Source organism: Arthrobacter sp. Helios (genome assembly GCF_023167125.1).
Taxonomy (GTDB): Bacteria; Actinomycetota; Actinomycetes; order Actinomycetales; family Micrococcaceae; genus Arthrobacter_B; species Arthrobacter_B luteolus.
Genome location: NZ_CP095402.1, coordinates 1672038 through 1693652 on the forward strand (window position 1 = coordinate 1672038; position 21615 = coordinate 1693652).

Genomic DNA, 21615 nt, shown 5'->3' on the forward strand with positions numbered 1-21615 from the left:
AACCGCCCCGCTTCCGGCCTGCCAGTCAGCTGCGATTCCTTCCGCTTCTCCGCCCCACACGCCGCCACCAAGGCCTCGGCGGTTCCGGCGCCGCTTCCGGAGGTCCTGCCGCAGCCCTGCGTTCCCGCCAGCGCCGGACCTCCGTTTCGACGTCGCGCATTTTAGTTATGACCGGAGGACCACCGAGCAGCTGCCGTCGGGCCTCGACGATGCGGGCATTGAAGTCCTCCACAGCCGCCCGGACCAGGGCTGCGGACGGTTTCGCATCGAGACGGCTGTCCAGTTCGGCGTCCTCAACCCGCAGCAGCAGGGCAGGAGGGCCCAGGCCGCTAAGGTTTTCGCGCTGGATGAGTCCCTTGATCCACCAGTCAGGATCGTGCCCCTCACCCGTTCCGGGCAGAGGCTTGCCCGCATATTGGAGGTTGTCGAACTCGCCTCGCTGCATGGCGTCCCGGATCAGGTAATCCGCCCTGTCCCCCGGGCCGATCATGGCCTTCCTGCGCCGCAGCTGCGCCTCTTCCGGGGTCTCCGCAGCCTCCTGCTGCTCCGGAACCCCGGACGCACGCAACCTTGCGGCCTGCTCCATCCGGCGGCGGTACGCGTCAGCTCCCCGGTTGCCCATCCTGCCCGTTCCTCCATTCCTGCCGCCGGGCTACGCACCTGAATCCGGTGTGCGCCCAACCCACCGGCGGCGGCATTCAAGGTGCGACGGCGCCACCTCACCGAACCGCTCCGGCCCGCCTCAGGCGCCACCTCACCAGCCCGGCAACCGCCGGGACCCGTGCCCCCGGCCTTACTTGTCGATCGTCTTTTCCAGTTCCTCGGGATAGCGCGCACCCTGGACCGGGATCCGCAGAACGGCGTTCTCGATTTCCTGAAGGTCGTGGTCGGAGAGCTCCACCGCTGTTGTCTCCAGGTTCTCTTCCAGCCGCTCCAGTTTCCGTGTCCCCGGAATCGGCACAATCCATGGTTTCTGCGCCAGCAGCCAGGCCAGTGCGATCTGCGCCGGAGCCGCATCCTTCGCCCCCGCGATCCTTTCCAGCTGCTCAACCACCGCCTGGTTCGCTTCCCGGGCGTCGGCCGCGAACCGCGGGAGACGGCCGCGCATGTCTCCGGCAGCGAACTCCGTGGACGGCGTGATCTTGCCGGTGAGGAATCCGCGGCCGAGCGGGCTGAACGGAACGAAGCCGATACCCAGTTCCTGGCAGGCCGGCAGCACACGCCGCTCTGGTTCCCGCCACCAAAGCGAATATTCGCTCTGCACGGCAGTCACCGGCTGCACGGCATTCGCTGCCCGGATGGTTGCCTCTGAAGCCTCGGACAGCCCGAAGTGCTTGACCTTCCCCTCGGTGATCAGGTCTTTCACAGTTCCGGCGACATCCTCAATCGGAACTCCGGGGTCCACCCGGTGCTGATACAGCAGATCGATGGCCTCCACCCCGAGCCGCCGGAGTGAGCCGTCGACGGCCTCACGAATGTGCTTGGGGCGGCTGTCCAGTCCGACCTGGCGCCCGTCGGCGTTGATCTTGAACCCGAACTTGGTGGCAATGGTGACCCGCCCCCGATAGGGCGCCAGCGCCTCGCCCACCAGCTCCTCGTTGCTGTATGGGCCGTAGACCTCCGCCGTGTCGAAGAAAGTCACTCCCCGGTCCACGGCAGTGCGGATGAGGGTGAGGGCAGCTTCGCGGCTGGCTGACGGACCGTAGCCCTGGCTGAAGCCCATGCACCCCAGTCCCAGCTCCGATACCCGCAGCCCAGCCATCCCTAGTTCACGCGCTTTCATCCGTTTCTCCCGTTCGTTGGGTTCCGGCTGTGGCAGGGTCGGGAACGACGGCGGCTGGCTGGCTGGCCGTGGTTCACCGTACCCGGTGGTTTCCTCCACCCTGCGCGCAGGGAGCGGGACCGTCAACCGTTGCCGCCGCACGCCGGTTCACCTGGCCCGCCCGGCTCACCCGTTCCCTGGTTCCCCCGGCTCACCCATTCCCCTGCTCACCCAATCCATCCGGCCCGGCCGGTTGATCCGTAGTCAGTCCACCTGCAGTGTCTGGCCGCCTGTGAGCAGGACCAGCTCGGCAAAGTCCGTCCGGAATACCGTATACGGCGTCCCGGCGGAGACCCAGACGTCCGCATATTGCGCCAGGTCGCGGTCGATCACGGTGAGGACCGGCTCCGGGTGCCCCAGCGGAGCCACCCCGCCAATGGCCTGGCCCGTGGCAGACCGAACCTGCTCGGGTGCGGCCCGTTTGATCTTTGCCCGGCCTAACCGGTCCGCGAGCGCTTCTGTGTCCACCCGGTGGGCGCCGCTGGTGATCACCAGGAGCGGCGCGCCGTCGGCCATAAACACGAGGCTGTTGCCGATGGCGCCCACCTCGCATCCCAGCGCATGGGCGGCTTCAGCGGCAGTCCGCGCCGAGGCATCGAGTTCAATGACGCGGGCAGCGGAGCCTTTGTCCGCGAGAGCCTGCTGCACCCGGGCAGCAGTTGGGGGCAGATGGGATGAGAGCATGCAGTGACCCTAGCAAAGCGGAACACCGCGGTTCGGGAAGCGCCACTCCCTGAAGCTCCGGCGGCCGCCGGCCAGCCTGAGGGACCTCACAAAACGCTTCAGGACCGGGTGATCTCCTGCGGATTGGGGCCTCCGCGGATTCCGGTGTCCAGCGAGGTGATGTCGGAAAGTTCCGGCGGGGTGAGGGAGAAATCGAAAATGTTAATGTTCTCCGCGATCCGCTTTGGGGTGACCGATTTCGGGATAGCGCAGATCCCCAGCTGGACATGCCAGCGCAGGATCACCTGCGCCGGGGTTTTATGATATTTGGCGGCCAGGGCCGTGATCACCGGATCCTGCAGCGGGTCCTTCACCTGCCCGGCATCGGACCAGTACCGGTTGACGCCCCCGATCGGTGACCATGCCTCCGTGAGGATCCCGTGTTCCAGGTTGAAGGCCCGGACTTCGGGCTGGCTGAAGTAGGGATGCACCTGGATCTGGTTTACGGCGGGAACGACGTCGGTGCGGGCCAGCAGTTCGGCCAGCTCCCCGGTATCAAAGTTGCAGACCCCGATCGCCCGCACCCTGCCCTGTTCGTAGAGGGTCTGGAGCGCCTGGTAAGCGGCTACCGTGGCATCGAAATCTGACGGCAGCGGCTGGTGCAGCAGGTACAGGTCCAAATAGTCGAGGCCCAGTCTCGCCAGGCTGGCGTCGAAGGCCCGCAGCGCCGAATCATAGCCGTAGTCATCCACCCACAGTTTGGTGGTGATGAACAGTCCGGCCCGGTCGACGCCGGACTGGCTCAGGGCCGAACCAACCTCCGCCTCATTCTGGTAGGCGGCCGCAGTGTCGATCAGCCGGTATCCGTTGGCCAGGGCGGTCTCCACGGACACGGTGGTCCGGGCGGGCGGGTTGCGGTACACCCCAAAACCCAAGGCGGGGACCTCGGCGTCGTTGTTCAAGGTCAGCATCGGCATTATTCCGGTCATGGCAGGTCTCCGATTCGGCCAGAGCTAGTCCCCCAGTGTCCCGCACGGTCCGCCCGGCTGCACAGGGTCCGGCTCCGACTTCCGCTGCAGGGAACGCAACGGCCGGGCCCCTACGGGTGCAGGGCCCGGTGCCGGCGCACGGCCGCGCGGTTGCCGCACCGCACTGAGCAGTACCGCTGCCGGCCGTTGCGGGTGACATCAACAACCACGTTCCGGCAGGAGTCTCCCGGCGTGAGTCCGGCTTCGCACCGGCGCAGGCGGGTCATTCCACGGGTGGTCAGGTGCAGGGCGGTGCCCACACTGATGACGGCCAGCAGCACCTCGGCCAGTGACTGTCCATCGTCCCGGTAATGCAGATGCCAGCCTTCGCCGTCGTGATCAGTGAGCCGGGGGTACGCTGCGGCGTCCTTCATCAACCCGTTCAGCAGGCTGGCACGTTGGTCCGCGCCGGACGCATCCACGATCTCGAGCCACCGGTCCACGACCGCCCTGACCTCCTGATGGTCCACCGGCGACTCCGAGAAGGCCATCGTCATGCCGAAACTGCGAGTCCTGTCCACAATGCCGCCGCGGGTCAGGGGCCAGTCATTGGCCAGCGACGCCGCCAGCAGCACGGCGTACTCCCCGTAAGGGTTGAGATGCATAACGCCATTACATCATGCTCGGGACATGGAAACGCAGAAACAGCCGGCCAGCCCCGGAATCAGCCAGGAGTGCGAACACGGATGGGCTACGGCATCCCGGCACCGATCATCCCTGGGGACAGTCGCCTACCGAAAATGCGTCCGCTGCGGCGTCTACCGCGTGGAACTCAGCGAGCCCGGTTCCTGGCTGCCTGCGTCCCCGCTCAGCCGTCCTGTGGGGGTGGCGGGGAAAGCCGGGAGCGCGGCGGGAGCCGGTGCGGGAGCCGCGGCTGCCGATGCAAGCGGGTCCGTGGAGGATGTGGCCGCTCGCCGTTGACCCCCCCCGGGCACCCGGCGTCCACTGTTGTGAAGCGCCGCTGCCCGCGCCAGACTGGGCAGATGGCCGGGACCTGGTACTCCGGCCGGCACCCCGTGGGATTCGCGGCGGAGGCTCAGCGCACCCCAACCGTGCAGAGGACTGGAGCGGACATGACAGCGGACGTATTGGCAGTAATCGGAGTAGGCGGCATGGGGCTGGCCGTGGTGCGCCGGTCCGGTGCGGGAAGGAAGGTACTCCTCGCGGACTTCAACGAAGCCCTCCTCGAGGATGCCGTCGATAAGGCACTTGGTGAGGGGTACGACGTCGCTTCCCAGGTTGTGGACGTTTCCTCGCGGGACTCCACAGCGGCGCTGGCAGCCACGGCCCGGGAACTGGGTACGGTTACCGGCGTCGTCCATACTGCCGGGCTCTCCCCCGTGCAGGCTCCGGTGGAAGCCATCTGGAGAGTCGACCTCTACGGCGTCGCCCTGGTGCTGGAGGAATTCGAGAAGGTGATCGCCCGCGGTGGTGCCGGCGTCGTCATCTCCAGCATGTCCGCGTACATGGCGGGTGGCCGGATTCCCCCGGACGCGCTCGCGGACCTCGCCGCGAAACCGGCTGATGACCTGCTCGGGCTGCCGTTCGTCACAGGCATCGACGATCCGGGGTACGCCTACAGTGTGGCCAAACGCGCCAACCAGGCCCGGGTCCAGGCGGAAAGCGTGCGGTGGGGCGGGCGCGGTGCGCGGCTGAACAGCATCAGCCCCGGAGTGATTTCCACTCCGATGGGCCAGCAGGAGCTCGCCGGAGGGTCGGGCGCGCAGATGCGGGCCATGGTCGAAGCCTCCGGAACGGGACGTCTCGGCACACCGGGTGACATCGCCAATGCCGCGGCCTTCCTGCTCAGCAGCGACGCCAGCTTCATCACCGGTATTGACCTGCTGGTCGACGGCGGTGTTGTGGCTGCGCTCGACGCCGGCCGGTGGGGGCGGGAGGCAGGGTAGCTGCGTGGGCTGCCAGGCAGTCGTGCTCAGTAGCCGGGGGCGGGCGGAAGGCCGGCGTGCTCTTCCAGGGTGATGCCGGCGTCGAACAGGTTCTGTGCCAGGCCCGTACCGACATAGCGCAGGTGCCACGGTTCGTAGGTAAACCCTGTGATGTGTTCCGCTCCCTCCGGATAGCGGATGATGAACCCGAACCGGTGGGCATTGGCGGCGGCCCAGGCACCGGCCGGGGTGGTGGCGAAGCAGGCTTTGAGCGAGCAGGCACCGTCGTTGTTGCCAATATCCACTGCCAGCCCGGTCTGGTGTTCGCTGAATCCAGCGCGTGCGGAAATTGCTTCGGCAGCGCTCACCCCATAGCTCTCGGTGTAGGAGTCGTGGAGCAGTCCCTGGGCATCTGCGGCCCGGAAGCCGCTGACGGCGGCTAGGCCGACACCTGCCGCTGCGGCGTCGGCGCTCATCTGGAGGTACGCGGAGGCTGCTTCGGCGCGCAGCGGCACCCCTGCGGTGTCGCCCAGGTCGGCGGGGATGTAGGCGGGGTCCGCCAGCGGGCGGTGTTTGTTCACCACCACGGTGATGCTGTGCGGTGAGTCGTAATCCGGGGCTGCGCTGGCCGTGGCCCCGGTTCCCGGGTCCGGTGCAGCCGCGCTGGACGTGGCGTCCGCGTCCGAGGCAGGGGCGCTGGCGTTGATATCCGGGTCCGGAGCAGACCAGGACAGGTACGCCAGCAGGCACAGGCATACACACGCGATGATGGCGATGTGTGTGTTGACGTGCTGGCGCGGCATGCTTTTCCTCCACCGCAACTTTCCCACAACCGCGCCGTGCGCGTCAGTACCGACGCGGAGGTGGGAAAGCCGGACGGAGCGTCTGCTCAGCTCACGGTGCCCTGGCCCCGCAAGCCCGTATCCGCCGCGGACCGCACGGAAACGGCAGCATCGAGGATTTCTTTTCGCTCTTCGGCGCTGCCTTCCCACGGCTGAACCGCAACCGTGCCGTTCAGGCAGCGAACGGGCAGTGCCACAAAAGTCTCAGGCATCCCTGACAAACCGCCGGTCCAGGCCGCAGCAGGGAAGAGGTCGCCACTGCCCATGGACCGAATGGTGCTCATCGTGCCGAACGACGTCGTCCATCCTGTGCTTCGGCCCGGTTCCAGGCCTGACCAGCGGGCAAACCACCCGTCGACATCCGAACGAATCCGCGTCTGCTGGAGTTCGGAGAGTTCCACCGGCTGCCCGTCGACCCTCAGCCGGCTGAACATCAATACCTGACCGCCGCCGTGTTCACCCAGCACCTGGGCTTCGACCTGTTCAGGCATCACCTGAAGCTCTCTCGCAACCGCGAGCTGAAATCGGACGGAATCGTTGAGGCTGTAGCCCAGGATTCGTTGGGGTTCGATGTCCGTCATCCGATGCAGGCAGTCAGCCATCACATCAACAGGGTTGGAAAGAACCAAGACCACGCCTGCAGACCCCACCAGTGCTTGCACCGCAGGTGCAAGCACACCGAGTAGCTGCAGGTTGGCCGCCAGGAACTCCCTGCGGTCACCGCCTGGGATCTCGGGAGCTGAGGCCGCGAGGATAACCAGGTCAACGGAGCCGACCTCGGATACTTCGGCCGCCGGAACAACGTGCAGCTCCGGACCGCTGACGCCGGCGAGCGCCTGAGCCTCAGCAATGTCGAGGGCATGGGCCCGTGAGAGATTTTCCTTTACATCAACCATGTGCACGATGCGGCTGATCCCCTCGAGGCCAAGCTGGTACACAACACTGGATCCGACCAGCCCCGCCGCACCGATGACCGCTATGGAGTCCGGCCATCGCACGCCTGCCTCCGTGTGCCCCGCTTCATCCGTCAGAACACTGCTGCTCCTCATATGTCCATCCTCTTGATTCGTGTGGCGATGGGCGCTGCGGCCTGGCCTTGCATTGCAGGGGCCCGGCTAGGCAATTTGGTACCGCTCAAAGGTTTCCGCAGTGAACTCAATACCGTGGCCCGGCGCAGTCGGTACCTCGGCCCGGCCCTTGGTCACATTCAGCCGGTTCGTTGTGTATGGCTCCAGGAAGGGAAAGTACTCAACATAGGTTGTGCTGGTGGTCGCGGCGGAGATGTGGACGTTCAGGTCACTCATCAGGTGGGGAGCGAAACCGAGCCCGTGAAGTTCGGCGAGCCGGGCAATCCGCATGATTTCCGTGATGCCTCCAACCATGCACACGTTCGGTTGCAGGATCCGGAATGCCTGGGACCGGACATACGGTACGAATTCCGCTGCGCTGCAATGATGCTCACCGCCGACGATGGGCATGGGGAGCTTCTGCGACAAGATCTCGTGGGCCTGGATGTCGGTGCTGAGAACTGGTTCCTCGAACCAGAAGATGTTCTGATCGGCGAGCTGCTCCCCCAGATACAGGGCAGTGGGCAGGTCCAGGCGCTCATTGGCATCGCACATGATACGGATGTCCGGCCCCACTGCGTCTCGCACCTGCTTCAGCCGGCTGGGGTCCGCTCCGACGTCCAGTCCCACACGGATCTTGACCGCATCGAATCCGTCTTCGACATATCCGACGGATAGCTCGACCAGCTCATCGGTGGAGAGCCGTGTCCCGGCTTTGCCGGACCCGTAGACGGGAACGGAGTCGCTGAGCTGCCCCAGCTCCACCGCCAGGGAGTTCCCGTGCGATTTTGATTTCACATCCCACATCGCAATGTCGATGGCAGCCATCGCGAAGCGGTTGATCCCGTTGCCCATCCGGTGGGTCAGCAGGAAGAACTCGTGCCAGATTTTCTCAACTTCCCTGGCATCACGTCCAATAACCCGGGGCAGCAGCAAGCTGTCCAGCAGCGCCTTGACCGCCACGCCCCCAGCCGTGTCCGTGATGAAGCTGTAGCCCATGCCGGAGTGGGACTCGGTTCGCAGCGTGACACCGATCAGTTCATGGTGAGCGCCTTCGAAATCTGCGCTTGTGCGAATAAATGGAACCCGGAGAATCCAGGAATCGGCACTAATGATCTTCATTTTGACTACCTTTGATTGCGGAAATTAGCCGGATATCTTGACGCCGAAGAGCCTGCGCGCAAGGAGGACCACTCCCAGATTGACCAGCAGCATGACAACAGCAAGCGCTCCCATTACCTGAAACTGGGACTGCGAGGCGAGGTTGTAGAGGATGACGGGAGCAACCTCATTGGCCCCGGTGTACAGGAAGATGGAAACATCGAGTTCCCGGAAGAGGATGACGAAATTGAGGACTCCGACTGACAGGAGCGGTCCCCGCAGAAGAGGGACTGTCACCCTTGTGATGGTCTCTCCCCAGGACGCTCCCAGGCTGCGCGCTGCTTCCTCCGTTTCAACATTGATTTGCTTGAATCCGGCCTGCACGTACGTGAAGGACTGCGGAACAACCCGGATCAGGTAAGCCAGGAACATGATCGTCAACGTCCCGCCCAGCCACCATGGCCCTCCGGAGAACGCGATGATCATCGCGATGCCCAAAATCGCTCCAGGGAAGGCCAGTGGCGCCAGCATCATCGGTTGAACCCCGAACCGCCCTGCCCAGCGTGTACGTTCCAGGAGCCAACCGGCCAGGAAGGCAATGAACAGGCTCAAGACAGTTGCGCCCACGGCGATCCACATGCTGTTGAAGAAGGAGCGGGCAATGCTGTCCTGCTCCAAAAGGGCGGCATAGTTGTCCCAAAGAACAAAGTTCTCCCACGTCAGCGGCAGCCCGATGGCTTTTCGGAACGAAGTGAGGACCAGAACACCAAAGGGGAGGATCACTGAGATTGTGAAAACCGCGAGACCGCCGGCAAAATACGCCCAGCGGGCACTCCCCAGGGTGATCTGCCGCCGCAGTCCGGGTTTACCGCCCACGGTGGTGTAACGCCGCCGTCCGTAGAGTTTCTTTTGCAGATAGACCAGCAGGGCCAGGACGACTATGACGGGCAGCCCGAGGACAGCCGCATATTCGATCCGTGGCGGGAAGCTCATGAGCTGGAACATCGCGGTTGGAATCGTCTGGAATCCGACCGGGCCGCCAAGCAGGGCAACCGGTCCAAATATGGTGAAGGCGCTGATGAACACCAGCAGACTGCCGGAGAAAATCGGTGGCAGGATAAGCGGCAGCGTAATGCGCCTCAGGGTCTGGAGCCGCGAGGCTCCGAGAGACTCCGCCGCCTCCTCCAACCGGGTGTCCATATTGTCCAGCGCGTCTGCGACGGGGAGGAAGATCAATGGATAGAGAAAAAACGCCAGGACAAACACGATTCCCTGGGGACTGAAGATGTTGAATGCCGGCAGGCCCAGTGGCGCGAAGAGGTACTGGTTGATCAAACCGCTCTGAGGTCCGAGGAGGAGGATCCACCCCATGGCTGCGATGAATCCGGGGGCGGCGAAGGTGAGGACTGCTACGGAGCGGAAAAACCCTCTGCCCGGAAGGTCCGTGCGGCTGACAAGGTATGCGAAGGGCACCGCGATGAGCAGTGCAGCCGCCGTTGATCCAAAGGCAATCACAAAAGAGTTGCGGATCGCTTCCCAGATATCACCTCGGGAGAGGACCTCAACATAGTTCTGGACTCCCCGCCCCCCGTCAGGAAGTGCCAGGCTTTGCCAGAAAAGCGCTGTTACCGGGATAACCACCAGGAAAACGACGATTGCGACCCATACCCAGGGGGCGATTTTCTCTGTTTGGACAGTACGCGGGGATACGCCTGGCTGAACCGGCAGCGGCTTCCCCTCGGTAAGCGTGTCAGAGCCATTCATCGAATCGCCTGTTTGAAGCTCTCGATAACGGCTTCACGGTTTTCGGCCAGGTCCTGCTGGTCCACGACGCTGATTCGGTCTTCGGAGATTTCCTCCGCAGTCTTCGGCGCCGGAATCCCCGCCAAGCTCGAGCGGGAGCCGATTTCAAGCTGCGCCGCCTGGAATTCCGGACTCATCGCGAACTGCACCAGCAAGCGGGCAGCCGCAGGGCTGGATGCGGACTCCAGACTGGCCATGTAGGAGGCCATCGCACCGATTTTGCCGCTGGGGTATCCCATTGTCAGAGGTTCACCGGCCAGCTGCGCGGAAGCAATGTCATGTTCAATGCCTGGAATGCCGAAGGACGCTTCACCGGTGGCCACCATTTGCCCCAAGGCGAGGGCCGAGTCGGATGTCAGCACATTGCTCTGCCCCAGTGCCTCAAAGAAGTCCTTGTCGACCTCAGCCATGATCGCGGCGAAAGTCAGCGCAGCGCCGGAGGAACCGGGGTCTGCCACGGCCTTGGTGCCCTCGGCAGCGGCCAGATCCGCCCACGTGCCGGGCGCCTTGGCCGGATCCAGCTTGGCGGAGTTGTACGAATACCCAAGTGCTGCCCAGGTGAACGGATAGTAACTCTCCCCTTCCGTGGACAGCGGACCAATGATGTCAGCTGCATTGGGCACAGCTGCATCGGCCACTGTGCCTTCCTCCGCCCACGCAGACAGCGTCGAGGAATCGTTGAGGCTGACGACGTCGAACGACACGTTGCCGCCTGAGAGCTGCGCCTCCAGCTTTTGCGCGATTTGGCCGGAGTTCTCCCGGATGAACTCCACTTCGATTCCGTATGCGGCCTCAAATTCCTTGGCCAGCAGCTGAGCCTGCGCCTGGGTGTGTCCCCCGGCGCCCAGGCGGACTTTCCCCTCTTCCTGTGCGAGTTGAATCAACTCTTCCTGGCTGGACGGCAAATCGGCGCTGCCGCTTGCTTCACTCGAAGGGGGATTACAGGCGGTTAGCATTCCCATGCTGAGGATGGCGGTTCCCAGCAGGATGCGGGTGGTGAGTTTGTTGTGCGACATGTCCTAAATCCTCTTCGTTGAGTTCTTAAGCGACTGCTCGTGCTGGGAGACCGGTAGTACCGCCGGCCGGTTCGTGTGCCAGGATGCTTAGCTTGTATTCGAGTGCCTCCACCCGGACCCGGGTGCCTGGTTCATGATTCGTCAATTCGCGGTCGAAAATCCTGCATACTTCCTCCACCCCGTCCACGGCGACAAGATAGTGGTTCTCATCCCCCAAAAAGGAACGATTGGTAACGACGCCGTTAGTCTCTCCGCCGTCCGCGCAAATGGAGAGATCGTGGGGCCGGATACACACCTGGACCTGCTCGCCGGCGGTCGGCACGGCGGCCCCGACCGGATGCCCTACCGTGACGCGCTGGCCGGTAATGAGTTCGAGCTCCGCTTCGGTGAAATCACTTCCCAGCACGGTCGCCGGCAGTACATTCGCCGGACCCAGGGACTGTGCCACAAACTTCGAAAGGGGCCGCTGGTACAGCTCCTCAGGCGGACCGATCTGCTGTGACCGGCCGGCACGAAGCGCCACGATTCGATCGGCGAGGCCCAGGGCTTCAGTCCGGTCATGCGTGATGTAGACCATGGTGATGCCTGATTCCTGCTGCAGCCTGCGGATCTCAAGGCGCATATCCTCCCGCAGCCGGGTGTCCAGGTTGGACAACGGCTCGTCCATCAGAAGAACATCTGGATTGATAACAAGCGCACGGGCCAGCGCCACCCGCTGCTGCTGCCCACCCGAGAGCTCGTGCGGATAACGCAGGCCGAGGCCATCGAGCTGGACCTGGGCCAGAGCATTGGCAGCAGACTCAGCCAGTGCTGCCTTGCCGTATTTCCTCGTTTTCCGGGCACCTCTGGTCGTGAGCCCAAAGCAGACATTCTCAGCAACCGTCATGTGAGGCCAGAGGGCGTAGCTCTGGAAAACCACTCCCACTTCCCGGCTGTCCGGCGGGACGGAGACACCAGGCCCGGCCACCAGCCGGTCGCCAATGCGGATGCTGCCCGAGGTCGGGGTCTCAAACCCTGCGATCATCCGCAGGGTGGTGGTCTTCCCGCAGCCGCTGGGGCCCAGTAAAACGACTGATTCTCCACTTTCCACCGTGAGAGACAGATCCTCCACTGCATTCGAGACGCCAAACGATTTGGTCAGGCCTTCAAGTACAAGCTGCGACATTCAAGTCCTCCTTGTGCCACCGTGTGCCATCTGGCGGCACGGTGTGCTACGTTACGGTATGAATGAAGAGTGACTCACAACACAAAGCCCTGTCAACCATCAGTTTTCACGTGGAAAGGAACAACCAATGCAGGTAGTTGCCACGGCGCTGCGCGTACTGGAAGAAGTGATCACGGGGCAGCCGTTGGGTGTCAGTGAACTCGCCCGGCGGACCCGGATGCCGAAAAGCACTGTGCAGCGCGCCCTGCTGACACTGGCCGACGAAGGTTGGATCCAGCCGGATCCAGAAGGGTCCAAAACCTGGATTCAAACACCGAAAATACTGGCATTGGCAAGCAGGGGGCGCGGTGCCGGAATACGTGACATTGCCATGCCGGTCATGAAAAAACTGTTGGAAGCAGTCAATGAAAATGTGCACCTGACAGTTCGACAGAATGATGACGTGGTCGTACTCGATAAAGTCGATTCATCCCATCCTGTACGCGTATTTGATCCTCTGGGAACGACAATTCCGCTCCATGCCAGCGCATCAGGCAAAGCCATTCTTGCCTGGTCAGGAGACGATTCCATCGAAGATTACCTAAATCATCGCCTAGCAACTCATTTTACGGCGGATACGATTACCGACCCTGATTCACTGCGGACCGAACTTGAGCGCATCCGCGAGAGCGGTTACTCCTACAACCGTGGTGAGTGGCGCTCTGAAATCAAGGGAATCGCTGCTCCCATCCATGAAAAGCACGGAACTCCACGGTTTGCTGTCAGCCTGTCTATCCCTGATCACCGCCTGCCGGAAACCAAGGTTCCGGAACTGGCCGCGCTGGTCACAGAAGCTGCAAGGAACATAGCTCATGCGCTCTGATCAACAATGTCCGGCAGGATTACGACGGTCCGTAGGCCTCATCGTGCCTCCAAGGGAAGATGCGGTACCACCGGAAGCATATGATCTTTATCCGGAAGGAATTGATTTTGTGGCCGCCGGCCTGGGACTGGAAGTCATGGGACCGGACGCTTTTGCGGCAGCCTTGGAACGGCTTCCCGATGCAATCGATTCCTTGATCTCGCAGGGCGCTGAAGCAATCTGCCTGATGGGAACTTCCATCAGCTTCTATCTGGGCCCCCAGAAGCATGCGGAGCTGCTGGCCCAGATGCGTTCCCTCGCCGGTGAGGTTCCGGTGTCCACCATGACGGACGCCGTCGTCCATGGACTCAGGAAACGGAACGTGCAAAACATCGTGGTCGCCAGCGCCTACACTCCCCCGGTGTCAACGGCCCTTGTGGAGTATCTGCGGGGCGAGGGCTTCCGGGTTCTGGCTGATAAACACCTGCAGATCAGTGAGATTGCAGACCTCGGTTCTGTGGATACCAAGGCACTGCAGGTACTGGGAGCAGAACTCTTCCGCTCCCAGCCCGGCAGCGACGGATTGCTGATTTCCTGCGGTGGCCTGCGGACGGCAGCTGCCACCTACGCGCTGGAGAGGCTGTTCCACAAGCCTGTCGTCTCCAGTGCAGTGGAGGGATGCCATCATGCAGTGGCCCTGCTGCCCCGCTTACGTCAGCTCAAGCGGCCCATTCCACCGCGACGTCGAGCACCCAGACCACTCCGAAGGGATCCCTGAGCATGCCGTACAGCGGGGCAAAGCCGGAGGGGCCGAGGTCTTCGACGATGGCCGATCCTGCGGAGAGCCTGCTCCACAGTTCGGTGATTTCGTCGGCTGAATCTCCACGCACGGAAACGTAGACGGATTTCTCTCCCTGGTCATAGGAGGTGCCCGCCGGCACGTCATAGGCCATGATCTGGAAGCCGTCCGCGCCGATGACCTGGCCGAACTTGATCTGCTGCGCCTCCTCGGGTGAGCCCACGGCGTGTGCGTCCTGGTTGGTGATGAGGACCAGCTGTCCGCCAAACACGGAGTGGTAAAACTCGAGCGCCTTGCCGGCGCTGCCGCGGAAGTTGAGATGCGGGGTGGTTGATACAGACATGACTGCTCCTTGGCTGAGGTGCACCTCTGAGGTGCGGTATACCCGGGTTTTCCGGGTAAGCACCACTCTCACAGGAGTAGAGGTCAGCTTTTGTCCTCTACTGGACCTACGATCAGAAACATGACCACAACCTCCCGGCTCCTTCATCTGCTTTCCCTGCTGCAGACACGGCGGGACTGGCCCGGCGAGGTTCTTGCAGGCCGGCTGGAGGTCAGCCACCGGACCATCCGCCGCGACGTCGACCGGCTGCGGGACATGGGCTACCGCATCCGCGCGGTCAAAGGACCGGACGGCGGCTACCGCCTGGAGGCAGGCTCTGAGCTGCCGCCCCTGCTGTTCGACGACGACCAGGCCCTCGCTCTCGCCGTTGCACTGCAGACCGCAGCCGTCAGCGGGGCGGGGATCGAAGAGGCAGCGCTGCGCGCCCTGACCACCGTGCGGCAGGTTCTTCCTGCGCGGCTGCGCCACCGCCTTGATGCCCTTGAGTTCACGGCGATTCCCGCAGGACGCACGGCGCCGGTGGCACCCGATGTGCTCCTAGCCCTGTCCGGCGCTGTCCGCGCGCGGGAAGTCCTGCGCTTCGACTACAGCACAGCACCGGCGGAGGCTGCGGACACCTCCGCCCCTGTCCGCCGGGTCGAACCGCATCACCTGGTCACGGTCCGGGCGCACTGGTACCTGGTGGCGTGGGATCTGGAACGTGAAGACTGGCGGATCTTCCGGGCCGACCGGGTGCTCCCCCGGACACCGTCCGGTCCGCGCTTCACCCCGCGGGAACTTCCTGGCGGGGATGTGCAGCAGTTCGTGTCAGCCCGGTTCAAGGGCTCGGATCAGGCACATGCGTGGCCCTGCAGCGGCAGCGTGCTGCTGGACCTGCCGGCCGTGGAGGTGCTGCCCTTCGCCGGCGGCGGCGTGGTCGAAGATCTCGGCTCCGGCCGATGCCGGCTGACCGCGGGGTCCTGGTCCTGGGTCTCGCTGGCAGCATCGTTCGGACGGTTCGACACCGCTATCGAGGCGGTCAGCCCGCCGCAGCTCACGGCGGCGTTCGAAACGCTTGCTGCGCGGTTCGCCGCTGCGGCAGCGGCCCCAACAGGTTAGGGTCCTGCTATGTCCAAACCCCTGCCGGAAGAGAACACCTTCGACCATCTGCGGCCGCTCGACGGCGAGCACGTGGGATACATCCACATGGCACCGGAGGGCGGCTTTGTCCCTTACGACCTGCTGCACCGGCAGCGGGCCGAGCCCATGGAACTGGAGGACGCCGAGGCCCTGCTGGATGAGCTCGGACTGCGGATGTTCACCGGGAACTGGTGGCTCGACGTCGACGGCGAACGCTTGCAGGTCCTCATCCAGGAGGTGCGGCGGGACCGGGTGCACGTCGCGCCGTCGCTGGCCGGAGCCATCGCCAAGTCGGCGGACATGCGGGCTACAGTGGAGCTTCTGCTGCCGACGGACCGGCTGCACCAGGAGGAGGGACCCTGCTGATACGGCTCAGCCGGCGTCGCTGAGCTCGTCGTAGCGGCCACCGGCCCAGCACTTTCATGCGACGCTGGAACCATGGATCTATTGGTATCGCCGGAGCTGACGATTCCCGCCAAGGAACTTGAGTGGCGGTTCTCCCGTTCCTCCGGTCCAGGGGGCCAGCACGTCAACACCACGGACAGCCGTGTTGCCCTGTCCTGGAACGTGGCGGACTCAGGGGCGCTGTCGGAAAACCAGCGCGCCAAACTGTTCCAGCGCCTCAAACACCGCATGATTTCCGGGACACTGGTTGTGACCGCGTCCGAACAGCGCTCCCAGCTGCGCAACCGGGAGACCGCCCTGGTCAGGCTCGCCGAATTGGTGGCTGACGGGCTCGCGCCCGCGCCGGCCACGCGCCGCCGGACCAAACCTACGCGGGGCTCCAACTTCCGGCGCCTTGACGCGAAGAAGCAGCGGTCAGCAACAAAGCAGCAACGGCAGAAGCCCTCGAGGGACTAGTAAGCCGGCGGCTCTTCGTCCTGCGTGTTGGGCTGGTAGGGCATCGTCTTTCCAAGGATGCGCTCAGCGGCACGGTGCCCTGAACACAGGGCAGCGTTGACTGTGGCGGGGTCCGCCTCCCAGGTTGCTTCTCCCGCCAGATGCAGCACTGAGTCGATGGGCGTTGCCATGCGGCTGTGATCCTCGCCGGTGCACCCCCGCATCATGTACGCGTAGGCGCCGCCGGCCCAAACATCACCCTGCCAATCGGTGATCCTGGCGTGTACCGGATTCTGCGTCCGAGATCCGTAAATGCCCCGCAGGGAGGCCATGACCGAGTCCACCACGCGTTCGTCTGACCACCCCCGGATTTCCTGCGCACATTCTCCTGCCGCGAACGTCAGCAGCGTCGGCTCGCCGTGGACGCCGGTGAGGTCGTACCAGGTATGCCACCACTTCGCGGCGTCGCCCTGGCGGCGGATCGCATACACGCCGTCGTCCCAGAAGCGCTCGGGAAAGCGCAGGAAGATCTTCTCGAAGGCGTTCATCCGGAAACGGGAGACCGCGCCGGTGACCACCTCAGGCAGCGGCGGGTCGAACGTGATGCGCCCCGACTGCAGGACACCGATCGGGACGGTGACCACAGCCTGCGCCGCGGTGAAGACGCCCTGGTTCGTCTCCACAACGACGCCGGAGTCGACCCCCGCGGCTCCCGCCCGGGCGACCCGGGTCACCACGTGTTCAAGCCGCACATCGATCCCGGCTGCAAGCTTCGACGCCAGCGAATCGTAGCCCTCCGGGAAAACCACCTCGTCGCCGATGATGACTTCGTCTTCCAGTCCGTGCGCGTCCAGCAGGCGGGAGTCGGCTCCGTACTGCTCCTCGCTGCGGTGGTCCAGGTACTCCACGATCCGCGCCGCGCGTTCGGCTTCCCAGCCCTCGGCTGCCACCGTTTCCCCGACGGCGGTGCGCGCCGCGTCAGCATAGCTGGCACCCGGGTCCAGGGCCTCGATCACTTTGGCCAGCCGCACCTCCACGCGGTGGGCGTCGGCGATGAACTGCTCTGCAGCGGCGCCGGACAGGCGGGTTCCATCCGGACCGTAGTAGGCGATGGGCCGTCCGCCCGCCTGGTAGCTGCCAACGGTGAACTCAACATCAGGCATACCGAAGAAGCGCGTCAGCTGATGCAGCGGTCCGCCGTCGATCCCGTGAATCCAGGAGGCACCGAGGTCAGTGACGCGGCCGTCGGCGCGCTCGGTGTGCAGGCGGCCTCCGATCCGGTTCCGTGCCTCCAGCACCACGACGCTCTGCCCCGCGCCGGCGAGCACCCGGGCAGCGCTGAGCCCCGACACGCCTGCCCCCACAACGATGGTGTCGAATTGCCCCCTGCGTAAATCCACGTTCAACCCGCTTTTCAGATGATGGGAAATCCTCTCGATGCTCACACTAGTGGACGCATGCGAAAGACCCGGACCCGCGAAATTCCGCGGGTCCGGGCCTTTGTCCAGGTTTCTTAGCTGGCTCTTCGGAAAGAGACGTTTAGAAGTCCCAGTCGTCGTCTTCCGTGTTCACGGCCTTGCCGATCACGTAGGAAGAGCCCGAGCCGGAGAAGAAGTCGTGGTTCTCGTCAGCGTTCGGCGACAGAGCCGACAGGATCGCCGGGTTCACATCCGTCAGGGTGGACGGGAACATGGCTTCGTAGCCCAGGTTCATCAGCGCCTTGTTGGCGTTGTAGTGCAGGAACTTCTTGACGTCCTCAGCCAGCCCGACGCCGTCGTACAGGTCATGCGTGTACTGGACTTCGTTCTCGTACAGCTCGTACAGCAGCTCGTACGTGTAGTCCTTCAGCTCCGCACGGCGCTCCTCGGAGGCACCCTCCAGGTTGCGCTGGAACTTGTAGCCGATGTAGTAGCCGTGCACAGCCTCGTCACGGATGATCAGGCGGATCAGGTCAGCCGTGTTTGTGAGCTTGGCCCGGGAAGACCAGTACATCGGCAGGTAGAAGCCGGAGTAGAACAGGAAGGATTCCAGCAGGGTGGAGGCCACCTTGCGCTTCTGGGGATCATCACCGCGGTAATACTTGGTGATGATCTGCGCCTTCTTCTGCAGGTTCTCGTTCTCGGTGGACCAGCGGAACGCCTCGTCGATCTCCTTGGTGGAGGCCAGCGTGGAGAAGATCGATGAGTAGCTCTTGGCGTGCACCGACTCCATAAACGCGATGTTGGTGTAGACGGCTTCCTCATGCGGGGTGAGGGCATCCGGAATCAGCGAGACGGCACCAACGGTGGCCTGCACGGTGTCCAGCAGCGTCAGGCCGGTGAATACACGCATGGTGAGCTGCTGCTCTTCCGGCGTCAGCGTGTTCCAGGACTGGACGTCGTTGGACAGCGGCACCTTCTCCGGCAGCCAGAAGTTGTTGACCAGGCGGTTCCAGACTTCTACGTCCTTATCGTCCTGGATGCGGTTCCAGTTGATCGCCTGCACGTGGTCGATCAGCTTAAGCTTCTCGGTCATTGAAATCCTTGTCTTGAACTCTTGGAGTAATTGAGGGGAAGCGCCTACAGCATGCAGGAGACGCAGCCCTCAACTTCGGTGCCTTCCAGGGCGAGCTGGCGCAGGCGGATGTAGTAGATGGTCTTGATGCCCTTGCGCCAGGCGTAGATCTGCGCCTTGTTGATGTCACGCGTGGTGGCGGTGTCCTTGAAGAACAGCGTCAGGGACAGGCCCTGGTCCACGTGCTGCGTGGCAGCGGCATAGGTGTCGATGATCTTCTCGTAACCGATTTCGTACGCATCCTGGTAGTACTCCAGGTTGTCGTTCGTCAGGTACGGAGCCGGGTAGTACACGCGGCCCAGCTTGCCTTCCTTGCGGATCTCGATCTTCGACGCCACCGGGTGGATGGAGGAGGTGGAGTTGTTGATGTAGGAGATCGAACCGGTCGGCGGCACAGCCTGCAGGTTCTGGTTGTAGATACCGTGCGCCATGACCGATTCACGCAGCGCGGCCCAGTCCTCCTGGGTCGGGATGGTGACGTTCTCGAACAGCTCGCGGACACGGCCGGTCTGCGGAACCCATTCCTGGTTCACGTACTTGTCGAAGAACTCACCACTGGCGTACTTGGACTTCTCGAAGCCGGCAAAGGTACGACCGGTCTCGATGGCCAGCAGGTTCGAGGCCCGCACGGCGTGGTACACAACCGTGTAGAAGTAGATGTTCGTGAAGTCGATGCCCTCTTCTGAACCGTAATGCACCCGCTCACGGGCCAGGTAGCCGTGCAGGTTCATCTGGCCCAGGCCAATGGCGTGTGACTGGTCGTTGCCCCGGGCGATGGACGGAACCGAGCCGATGTGGCTCATGTCCGAGACCGCGGTCAGGGTCCGGATGGCGGTCTCAATGGTCCGGCCGAAGTCCGGCGAGTCCATGGTCTTCGCGATGTTCAGCGAACCCAGGTTGCAGGAGATGTCCTTGCCGGTCTCATCGTAGGAGAGATCGTCGTGGTACGTGGTGGGCTGGGAAACCTGGAGGATCTCCGAGCACAGGTTGGACATGATGATCTTGCCGTCAATCGGGTTTTCCCGGTTCACGGTGTCCTCGAACATGATGTACGGGTAACCGGATTCGAACTGGATCTCGGCGAGGGTCTGGAAGAACTCGCGGGCCTTGATCTTGGTCTTCTTGATCCGGGAATCGTCGACCATCTCGTAGTACTTCTCGGTGACCGAGACGTCGGAGAACGGCATGCCGTAGACCTTTTCGACGTCGTACGGGGAGAACAGGTACATGTCCTCGTCCCGCTTGGCCAGTTCGAAGGTGATGTCCGGAATAACGACGCCGAGGGAGAGGGTCTTGATGCGGATCTTCTCGTCAGCGTTTTCCCGCTTGGTGTCCAGGAACCGGTTGATGTCCGGGTGGTGGGCGTGCAGGTACACGGCACCGGCACCCTGGCGGGCACCGAGCTGGTTGGCGTAGGAGAAGGAATCCTCGAGGAGCTTCATCACGGGGATAACGCCGGAGGATTGGTTCTCGATCTGCTTGATCGGCGCGCCGACCTCGCGGATGTTCGTCAGGGCGAAGGCGACGCCGCCGCCGCGCTTGGAGAGCTGCAGGGCGGAGTTGATGGACCGGCCGATCGACTCCATGTTGTCTTCGATGCGAAGCAGGAAGCAGGAGACCAGCTCGCCGCGCTGCTTCTTGCCTGCGTTCAGGAAGGTGGGAGTGGCCGGCTGGAAGCGGCCCTCGATGATTTCATCCACGATCTGCTCGGCCAGCTGCTCGTTGCCGCGGGCCAGGTGCAGGGCGACCATGCAGACGCGGTCTTCGTAGCGCTCCAGGTACCGCTTGCCGTCGAAGGTCTTCAGTGTGTACGAGGTGTAGAACTTGAACGCACCGAGGAAGGTCTCGAAGCGGAACTTCTTCTTGTAGGCGCGCTGGTAGAGCTCGCGGATGAAGTTCATCGTGTACTGGTCCAGCGTCTCGCGCTCGTAGTACTCGTTCTTGACCAGGTAATCCAGCTTCTCTTCCAGGTCATGGAAGAACACGGTGTTGTTATTCACGTGCTGGAGGAAGTACTGGCGTGCAGCCGCACGGTCGGCGTCGAACTGGATTTCACCGTTCTTGCCGTAGAGGTTCAGCATGGCGTTGAGCTCGTGATAGCCCAGGCCCTTATAGGCTTCCGGCAGCTCCTTGGAGTCCGTCATGCCGGCTTCTGCGACTGATGTGTCCAAAACTCTTCCAATCCTTGGTTTACAGTGGCGACGTCCTCGGACGTGCCCATGAGTTCAAATCGATAAAGCACGGGGACCTGGCATTTGACCGAAACGATGTCCGCCGCCAGGCAGTAGTTTTCCCCGAAATTCGTGTTGCCCGCGCCGATGACGCCGCGGATGAGGGCCCTGTTGCCCTCGACGTTCAGAAACTTAATGACCTGCTTGGGCACCGCACCCTTGGCGGCGGCTCCGGGCTGGGCTGCCGTACCGCCGTACGTTGGCAGCACCAGGACGAACGGTCGGCGCGCCAGCAGGGTGGGTTCGCCGGTGTGCAGCGGAATCCGGCCAGCCTCCCGCGCGAGCTTCTCCACGAAACGTCCGGTGTAGCCCGAGGCCGAGGTGAAGAACACGAGATCTGCGTGCGTCACCGGGTTGGATTCGGCAGCCGGATGCCGCTGCCGGGTGCCGCCAGCGGCCCCGGCTGTCAGCATCGCGATTCCCAAAGTCATTGCGTCCTGCTTCTCTGCTGCGGTTTCTGTACTGCTGATTTATCTGTGCTGCTGTTTATACGTAC

22 protein-coding genes are annotated in these 21615 nt (G+C 63.4%); 6 read left to right on the forward strand and 16 right to left on the reverse strand.

The annotated features are described in order from the left end of the window. Positions 1-25: 25 nt before the first annotated feature. The 5 genes from ArtHe_RS07445 to ArtHe_RS07465 all read right to left on the reverse strand — a co-directional run bounded on the left by ArtHe_RS07445 (position 26) and on the right by ArtHe_RS07465 (position 4118). Positions 26-622 carry a DUF1992 domain-containing protein gene (locus ArtHe_RS07445; RefSeq protein ID WP_248319433.1) on the reverse strand — a complete coding sequence of 199 codons (597 nt, stop codon included), beginning with the start codon at positions 620-622 and terminating at the stop codon, positions 26-28. 171 nt (positions 623-793) lie between these two features. Continuing rightward, on the reverse strand, positions 794-1783 hold the full coding sequence (locus ArtHe_RS07450; RefSeq protein WP_248319434.1) for an aldo/keto reductase: 990 nt from the start codon (positions 1781-1783) through the stop codon (positions 794-796). Positions 1784-2026: 243 nt separating this feature from the next. Beyond that, positions 2027-2506: a YbaK/EbsC family protein gene (locus tag ArtHe_RS07455; RefSeq protein WP_248319435.1), complete on the reverse strand. Its 480-nt coding sequence runs from the start codon at positions 2504-2506 to the stop codon at positions 2027-2029. A 98-nt stretch (positions 2507-2604) separates the two neighbouring features. Continuing rightward, positions 2605-3474 (reverse strand): aldo/keto reductase, encoded by an 870-nt coding sequence (locus tag ArtHe_RS07460; RefSeq protein ID WP_248319436.1) that lies wholly within the window; start codon positions 3472-3474, stop codon positions 2605-2607. 110 nt (positions 3475-3584) lie between these two features. Then, the gene (locus tag ArtHe_RS07465; protein WP_248319437.1) at positions 3585-4118 is read right to left on the reverse strand and encodes a CGNR zinc finger domain-containing protein; all 534 of its coding nucleotides are present in this window, start codon (positions 4116-4118) and stop codon (positions 3585-3587) included. 468 nt (positions 4119-4586) lie between these two features. Between ArtHe_RS07465 and ArtHe_RS07470 the strand changes: the two genes are divergently transcribed. Continuing rightward, entirely contained in the window at positions 4587-5420 is an 834-nt protein-coding gene (locus tag ArtHe_RS07470; RefSeq protein WP_248319438.1) for an SDR family oxidoreductase, read from the forward strand. A gap of 26 nt (positions 5421-5446) precedes the next feature. Here ArtHe_RS07470 and ArtHe_RS07475 read toward each other — a convergent pair whose 3' ends face one another. The 6 genes from ArtHe_RS07475 to ArtHe_RS07500 all read right to left on the reverse strand — a co-directional run bounded on the left by ArtHe_RS07475 (position 5447) and on the right by ArtHe_RS07500 (position 12393). Continuing rightward, complete coding sequence (locus ArtHe_RS07475; RefSeq protein WP_248319439.1) at positions 5447-6202, reverse strand: M15 family metallopeptidase; 756 nt, start codon at positions 6200-6202, stop codon at positions 5447-5449. An 86-nt stretch (positions 6203-6288) separates the two neighbouring features. Further along, positions 6289-7290 carry a hypothetical protein gene (locus tag ArtHe_RS07480; RefSeq protein ID WP_248319440.1) on the reverse strand — a complete coding sequence of 334 codons (1002 nt, stop codon included), beginning with the start codon at positions 7288-7290 and terminating at the stop codon, positions 6289-6291. A gap of 66 nt (positions 7291-7356) precedes the next feature. After that, a complete protein-coding gene (locus ArtHe_RS07485; protein WP_066297314.1) occupies positions 7357-8430 on the reverse strand; it encodes a mandelate racemase/muconate lactonizing enzyme family protein in 1074 nt (357 codons plus the stop codon). A 24-nt stretch (positions 8431-8454) separates the two neighbouring features. Next, the gene (locus tag ArtHe_RS07490; RefSeq protein ID WP_248319441.1) at positions 8455-10173 is read right to left on the reverse strand and encodes an iron ABC transporter permease; all 1719 of its coding nucleotides are present in this window, start codon (positions 10171-10173) and stop codon (positions 8455-8457) included. Next, complete coding sequence (locus ArtHe_RS07495) at positions 10170-11228, reverse strand: extracellular solute-binding protein (RefSeq protein WP_248319442.1); 1059 nt, start codon at positions 11226-11228, stop codon at positions 10170-10172. The genes ArtHe_RS07490 and ArtHe_RS07495 overlap by 4 nt, the downstream gene beginning before the upstream one ends. 25 nt (positions 11229-11253) lie before the next feature. Continuing rightward, complete coding sequence (locus ArtHe_RS07500) at positions 11254-12393, reverse strand: ABC transporter ATP-binding protein (protein WP_248319443.1); 1140 nt, start codon at positions 12391-12393, stop codon at positions 11254-11256. Positions 12394-12520: 127 nt separating this feature from the next. Between ArtHe_RS07500 and ArtHe_RS07505 the strand changes: the two genes are divergently transcribed. Together ArtHe_RS07505 and ArtHe_RS07510 are read left to right on the forward strand one after the other, a co-directional pair. Next, complete coding sequence (locus ArtHe_RS07505; protein WP_248319444.1) at positions 12521-13255, forward strand: IclR family transcriptional regulator; 735 nt, start codon at positions 12521-12523, stop codon at positions 13253-13255. Then, a complete protein-coding gene (locus tag ArtHe_RS07510; protein WP_282568720.1) occupies positions 13245-14012 on the forward strand; it encodes a hypothetical protein in 768 nt (255 codons plus the stop codon). Before ArtHe_RS07505 ends, ArtHe_RS07510 begins: the two co-directional genes overlap by 11 nt. Here ArtHe_RS07510 and ArtHe_RS07515 read toward each other — a convergent pair. Next, the gene (locus ArtHe_RS07515; RefSeq protein ID WP_248319446.1) at positions 13954-14376 is read right to left on the reverse strand and encodes a VOC family protein; all 423 of its coding nucleotides are present in this window, start codon (positions 14374-14376) and stop codon (positions 13954-13956) included. The two genes, ArtHe_RS07510 and ArtHe_RS07515, sit on opposite strands and share 59 nt — an antisense overlap. Before the next feature lie 120 nt (positions 14377-14496). Between ArtHe_RS07515 and ArtHe_RS07520 the strand changes: the two genes are divergently transcribed. From ArtHe_RS07520 to arfB, 3 genes are all read left to right on the forward strand, one after another. Beyond that, positions 14497-15474 (forward strand): WYL domain-containing protein, encoded by a 978-nt coding sequence (locus ArtHe_RS07520; protein ID WP_248319447.1) that lies wholly within the window; start codon positions 14497-14499, stop codon positions 15472-15474. Between the two features lie 9 nt (positions 15475-15483). Continuing rightward, positions 15484-15861, forward strand: coding sequence for a serine/threonine protein phosphatase (locus ArtHe_RS07525; protein ID WP_248319448.1), 378 nt, complete (start codon positions 15484-15486; stop codon positions 15859-15861). A gap of 72 nt (positions 15862-15933) precedes the next feature. Beyond that, the gene (gene arfB, locus ArtHe_RS07530; protein WP_248319449.1) at positions 15934-16356 is read left to right on the forward strand and encodes an alternative ribosome rescue aminoacyl-tRNA hydrolase ArfB; all 423 of its coding nucleotides are present in this window, start codon (positions 15934-15936) and stop codon (positions 16354-16356) included. On the opposite strand, the gene ArtHe_RS07535 is transcribed toward arfB, so the two are convergent. The 4 genes from ArtHe_RS07535 to nrdI all read right to left on the reverse strand — a co-directional run bounded on the left by ArtHe_RS07535 (position 16353) and on the right by nrdI (position 21550). Continuing rightward, a complete protein-coding gene (locus tag ArtHe_RS07535; RefSeq protein ID WP_248319450.1) occupies positions 16353-17735 on the reverse strand; it encodes an NAD(P)/FAD-dependent oxidoreductase in 1383 nt (460 codons plus the stop codon). The two genes, arfB and ArtHe_RS07535, sit on opposite strands and share 4 nt — an antisense overlap. 139 nt (positions 17736-17874) lie before the next feature. Continuing rightward, positions 17875-18849, reverse strand: coding sequence for a class 1b ribonucleoside-diphosphate reductase subunit beta (nrdF, locus tag ArtHe_RS07540; RefSeq protein ID WP_248319451.1), 975 nt, complete (start codon positions 18847-18849; stop codon positions 17875-17877). Positions 18850-18893: 44 nt separating this feature from the next. Next, on the reverse strand, positions 18894-21032 hold the full coding sequence (gene nrdE / locus ArtHe_RS07545) for a class 1b ribonucleoside-diphosphate reductase subunit alpha (protein ID WP_248319452.1): 2139 nt from the start codon (positions 21030-21032) through the stop codon (positions 18894-18896). Then, on the reverse strand, positions 21029-21550 hold the full coding sequence (nrdI, locus tag ArtHe_RS07550; RefSeq protein WP_248319453.1) for a class Ib ribonucleoside-diphosphate reductase assembly flavoprotein NrdI: 522 nt from the start codon (positions 21548-21550) through the stop codon (positions 21029-21031). Before nrdI ends, nrdE begins: the two co-directional genes overlap by 4 nt. Between the last annotated feature and the right edge of the window lie 65 nt (positions 21551-21615).

What these genes read in the sequence shown, in the direction of transcription:
- ArtHe_RS07490 (WP_248319441.1), bottom strand. Translation starts at nt 10,173, where the DNA reads ATGAATGGCTCTGACACGCTTACCGAGGGGAAGCCGCTGCCGGTTCAG.
- arfB (WP_248319449.1), top strand. Translation starts at nt 15,934, where the DNA reads ATGGATCTATTGGTATCGCCGGAGCTGACGATTCCCGCCAAGGAACTT.
- ArtHe_RS07485 (WP_066297314.1), bottom strand. Translation starts at nt 8,430, where the DNA reads ATGAAGATCATTAGTGCCGATTCCTGGATTCTCCGGGTTCCATTTATT.
- ArtHe_RS07460 (WP_248319436.1), bottom strand. Translation starts at nt 3,474, where the DNA reads ATGACCGGAATAATGCCGATGCTGACCTTGAACAACGACGCCGAGGTC.
- ArtHe_RS07495 (WP_248319442.1), bottom strand. Translation starts at nt 11,228, where the DNA reads ATGTCGCACAACAAACTCACCACCCGCATCCTGCTGGGAACCGCCATC.
- ArtHe_RS07450 (WP_248319434.1), bottom strand. Translation starts at nt 1,783, where the DNA reads ATGAAAGCGCGTGAACTAGGGATGGCTGGGCTGCGGGTATCGGAGCTG.
- ArtHe_RS07480 (WP_248319440.1), bottom strand. Translation starts at nt 7,290, where the DNA reads ATGAGGAGCAGCAGTGTTCTGACGGATGAAGCGGGGCACACGGAGGCA.
- ArtHe_RS07465 (WP_248319437.1), bottom strand. Translation starts at nt 4,118, where the DNA reads ATGCATCTCAACCCTTACGGGGAGTACGCCGTGCTGCTGGCGGCGTCG.
- ArtHe_RS07445 (WP_248319433.1), bottom strand. Translation starts at nt 622, where the DNA reads ATGGGCAACCGGGGAGCTGACGCGTACCGCCGCCGGATGGAGCAGGCC.
- ArtHe_RS07520 (WP_248319447.1), top strand. Translation starts at nt 14,497, where the DNA reads ATGACCACAACCTCCCGGCTCCTTCATCTGCTTTCCCTGCTGCAGACA.
- ArtHe_RS07455 (WP_248319435.1), bottom strand. Translation starts at nt 2,506, where the DNA reads ATGCTCTCATCCCATCTGCCCCCAACTGCTGCCCGGGTGCAGCAGGCT.
- ArtHe_RS07500 (WP_248319443.1), bottom strand. Translation starts at nt 12,393, where the DNA reads ATGTCGCAGCTTGTACTTGAAGGCCTGACCAAATCGTTTGGCGTCTCG.
- ArtHe_RS07510 (WP_282568720.1), top strand. Translation starts at nt 13,245, where the DNA reads ATGCGCTCTGATCAACAATGTCCGGCAGGATTACGACGGTCCGTAGGC.
- ArtHe_RS07515 (WP_248319446.1), bottom strand. Translation starts at nt 14,376, where the DNA reads ATGTCTGTATCAACCACCCCGCATCTCAACTTCCGCGGCAGCGCCGGC.
- ArtHe_RS07525 (WP_248319448.1), top strand. Translation starts at nt 15,484, where the DNA reads ATGTCCAAACCCCTGCCGGAAGAGAACACCTTCGACCATCTGCGGCCG.
- nrdI (WP_248319453.1), bottom strand. Translation starts at nt 21,550, where the DNA reads ATGACTTTGGGAATCGCGATGCTGACAGCCGGGGCCGCTGGCGGCACC.
- ArtHe_RS07475 (WP_248319439.1), bottom strand. Translation starts at nt 6,202, where the DNA reads ATGCCGCGCCAGCACGTCAACACACACATCGCCATCATCGCGTGTGTA.
- nrdF (WP_248319451.1), bottom strand. Translation starts at nt 18,849, where the DNA reads ATGACCGAGAAGCTTAAGCTGATCGACCACGTGCAGGCGATCAACTGG.
- ArtHe_RS07470 (WP_248319438.1), top strand. Translation starts at nt 4,587, where the DNA reads ATGACAGCGGACGTATTGGCAGTAATCGGAGTAGGCGGCATGGGGCTG.
- nrdE (WP_248319452.1), bottom strand. Translation starts at nt 21,032, where the DNA reads ATGACGGACTCCAAGGAGCTGCCGGAAGCCTATAAGGGCCTGGGCTAT.
- ArtHe_RS07505 (WP_248319444.1), top strand. Translation starts at nt 12,521, where the DNA reads ATGCAGGTAGTTGCCACGGCGCTGCGCGTACTGGAAGAAGTGATCACG.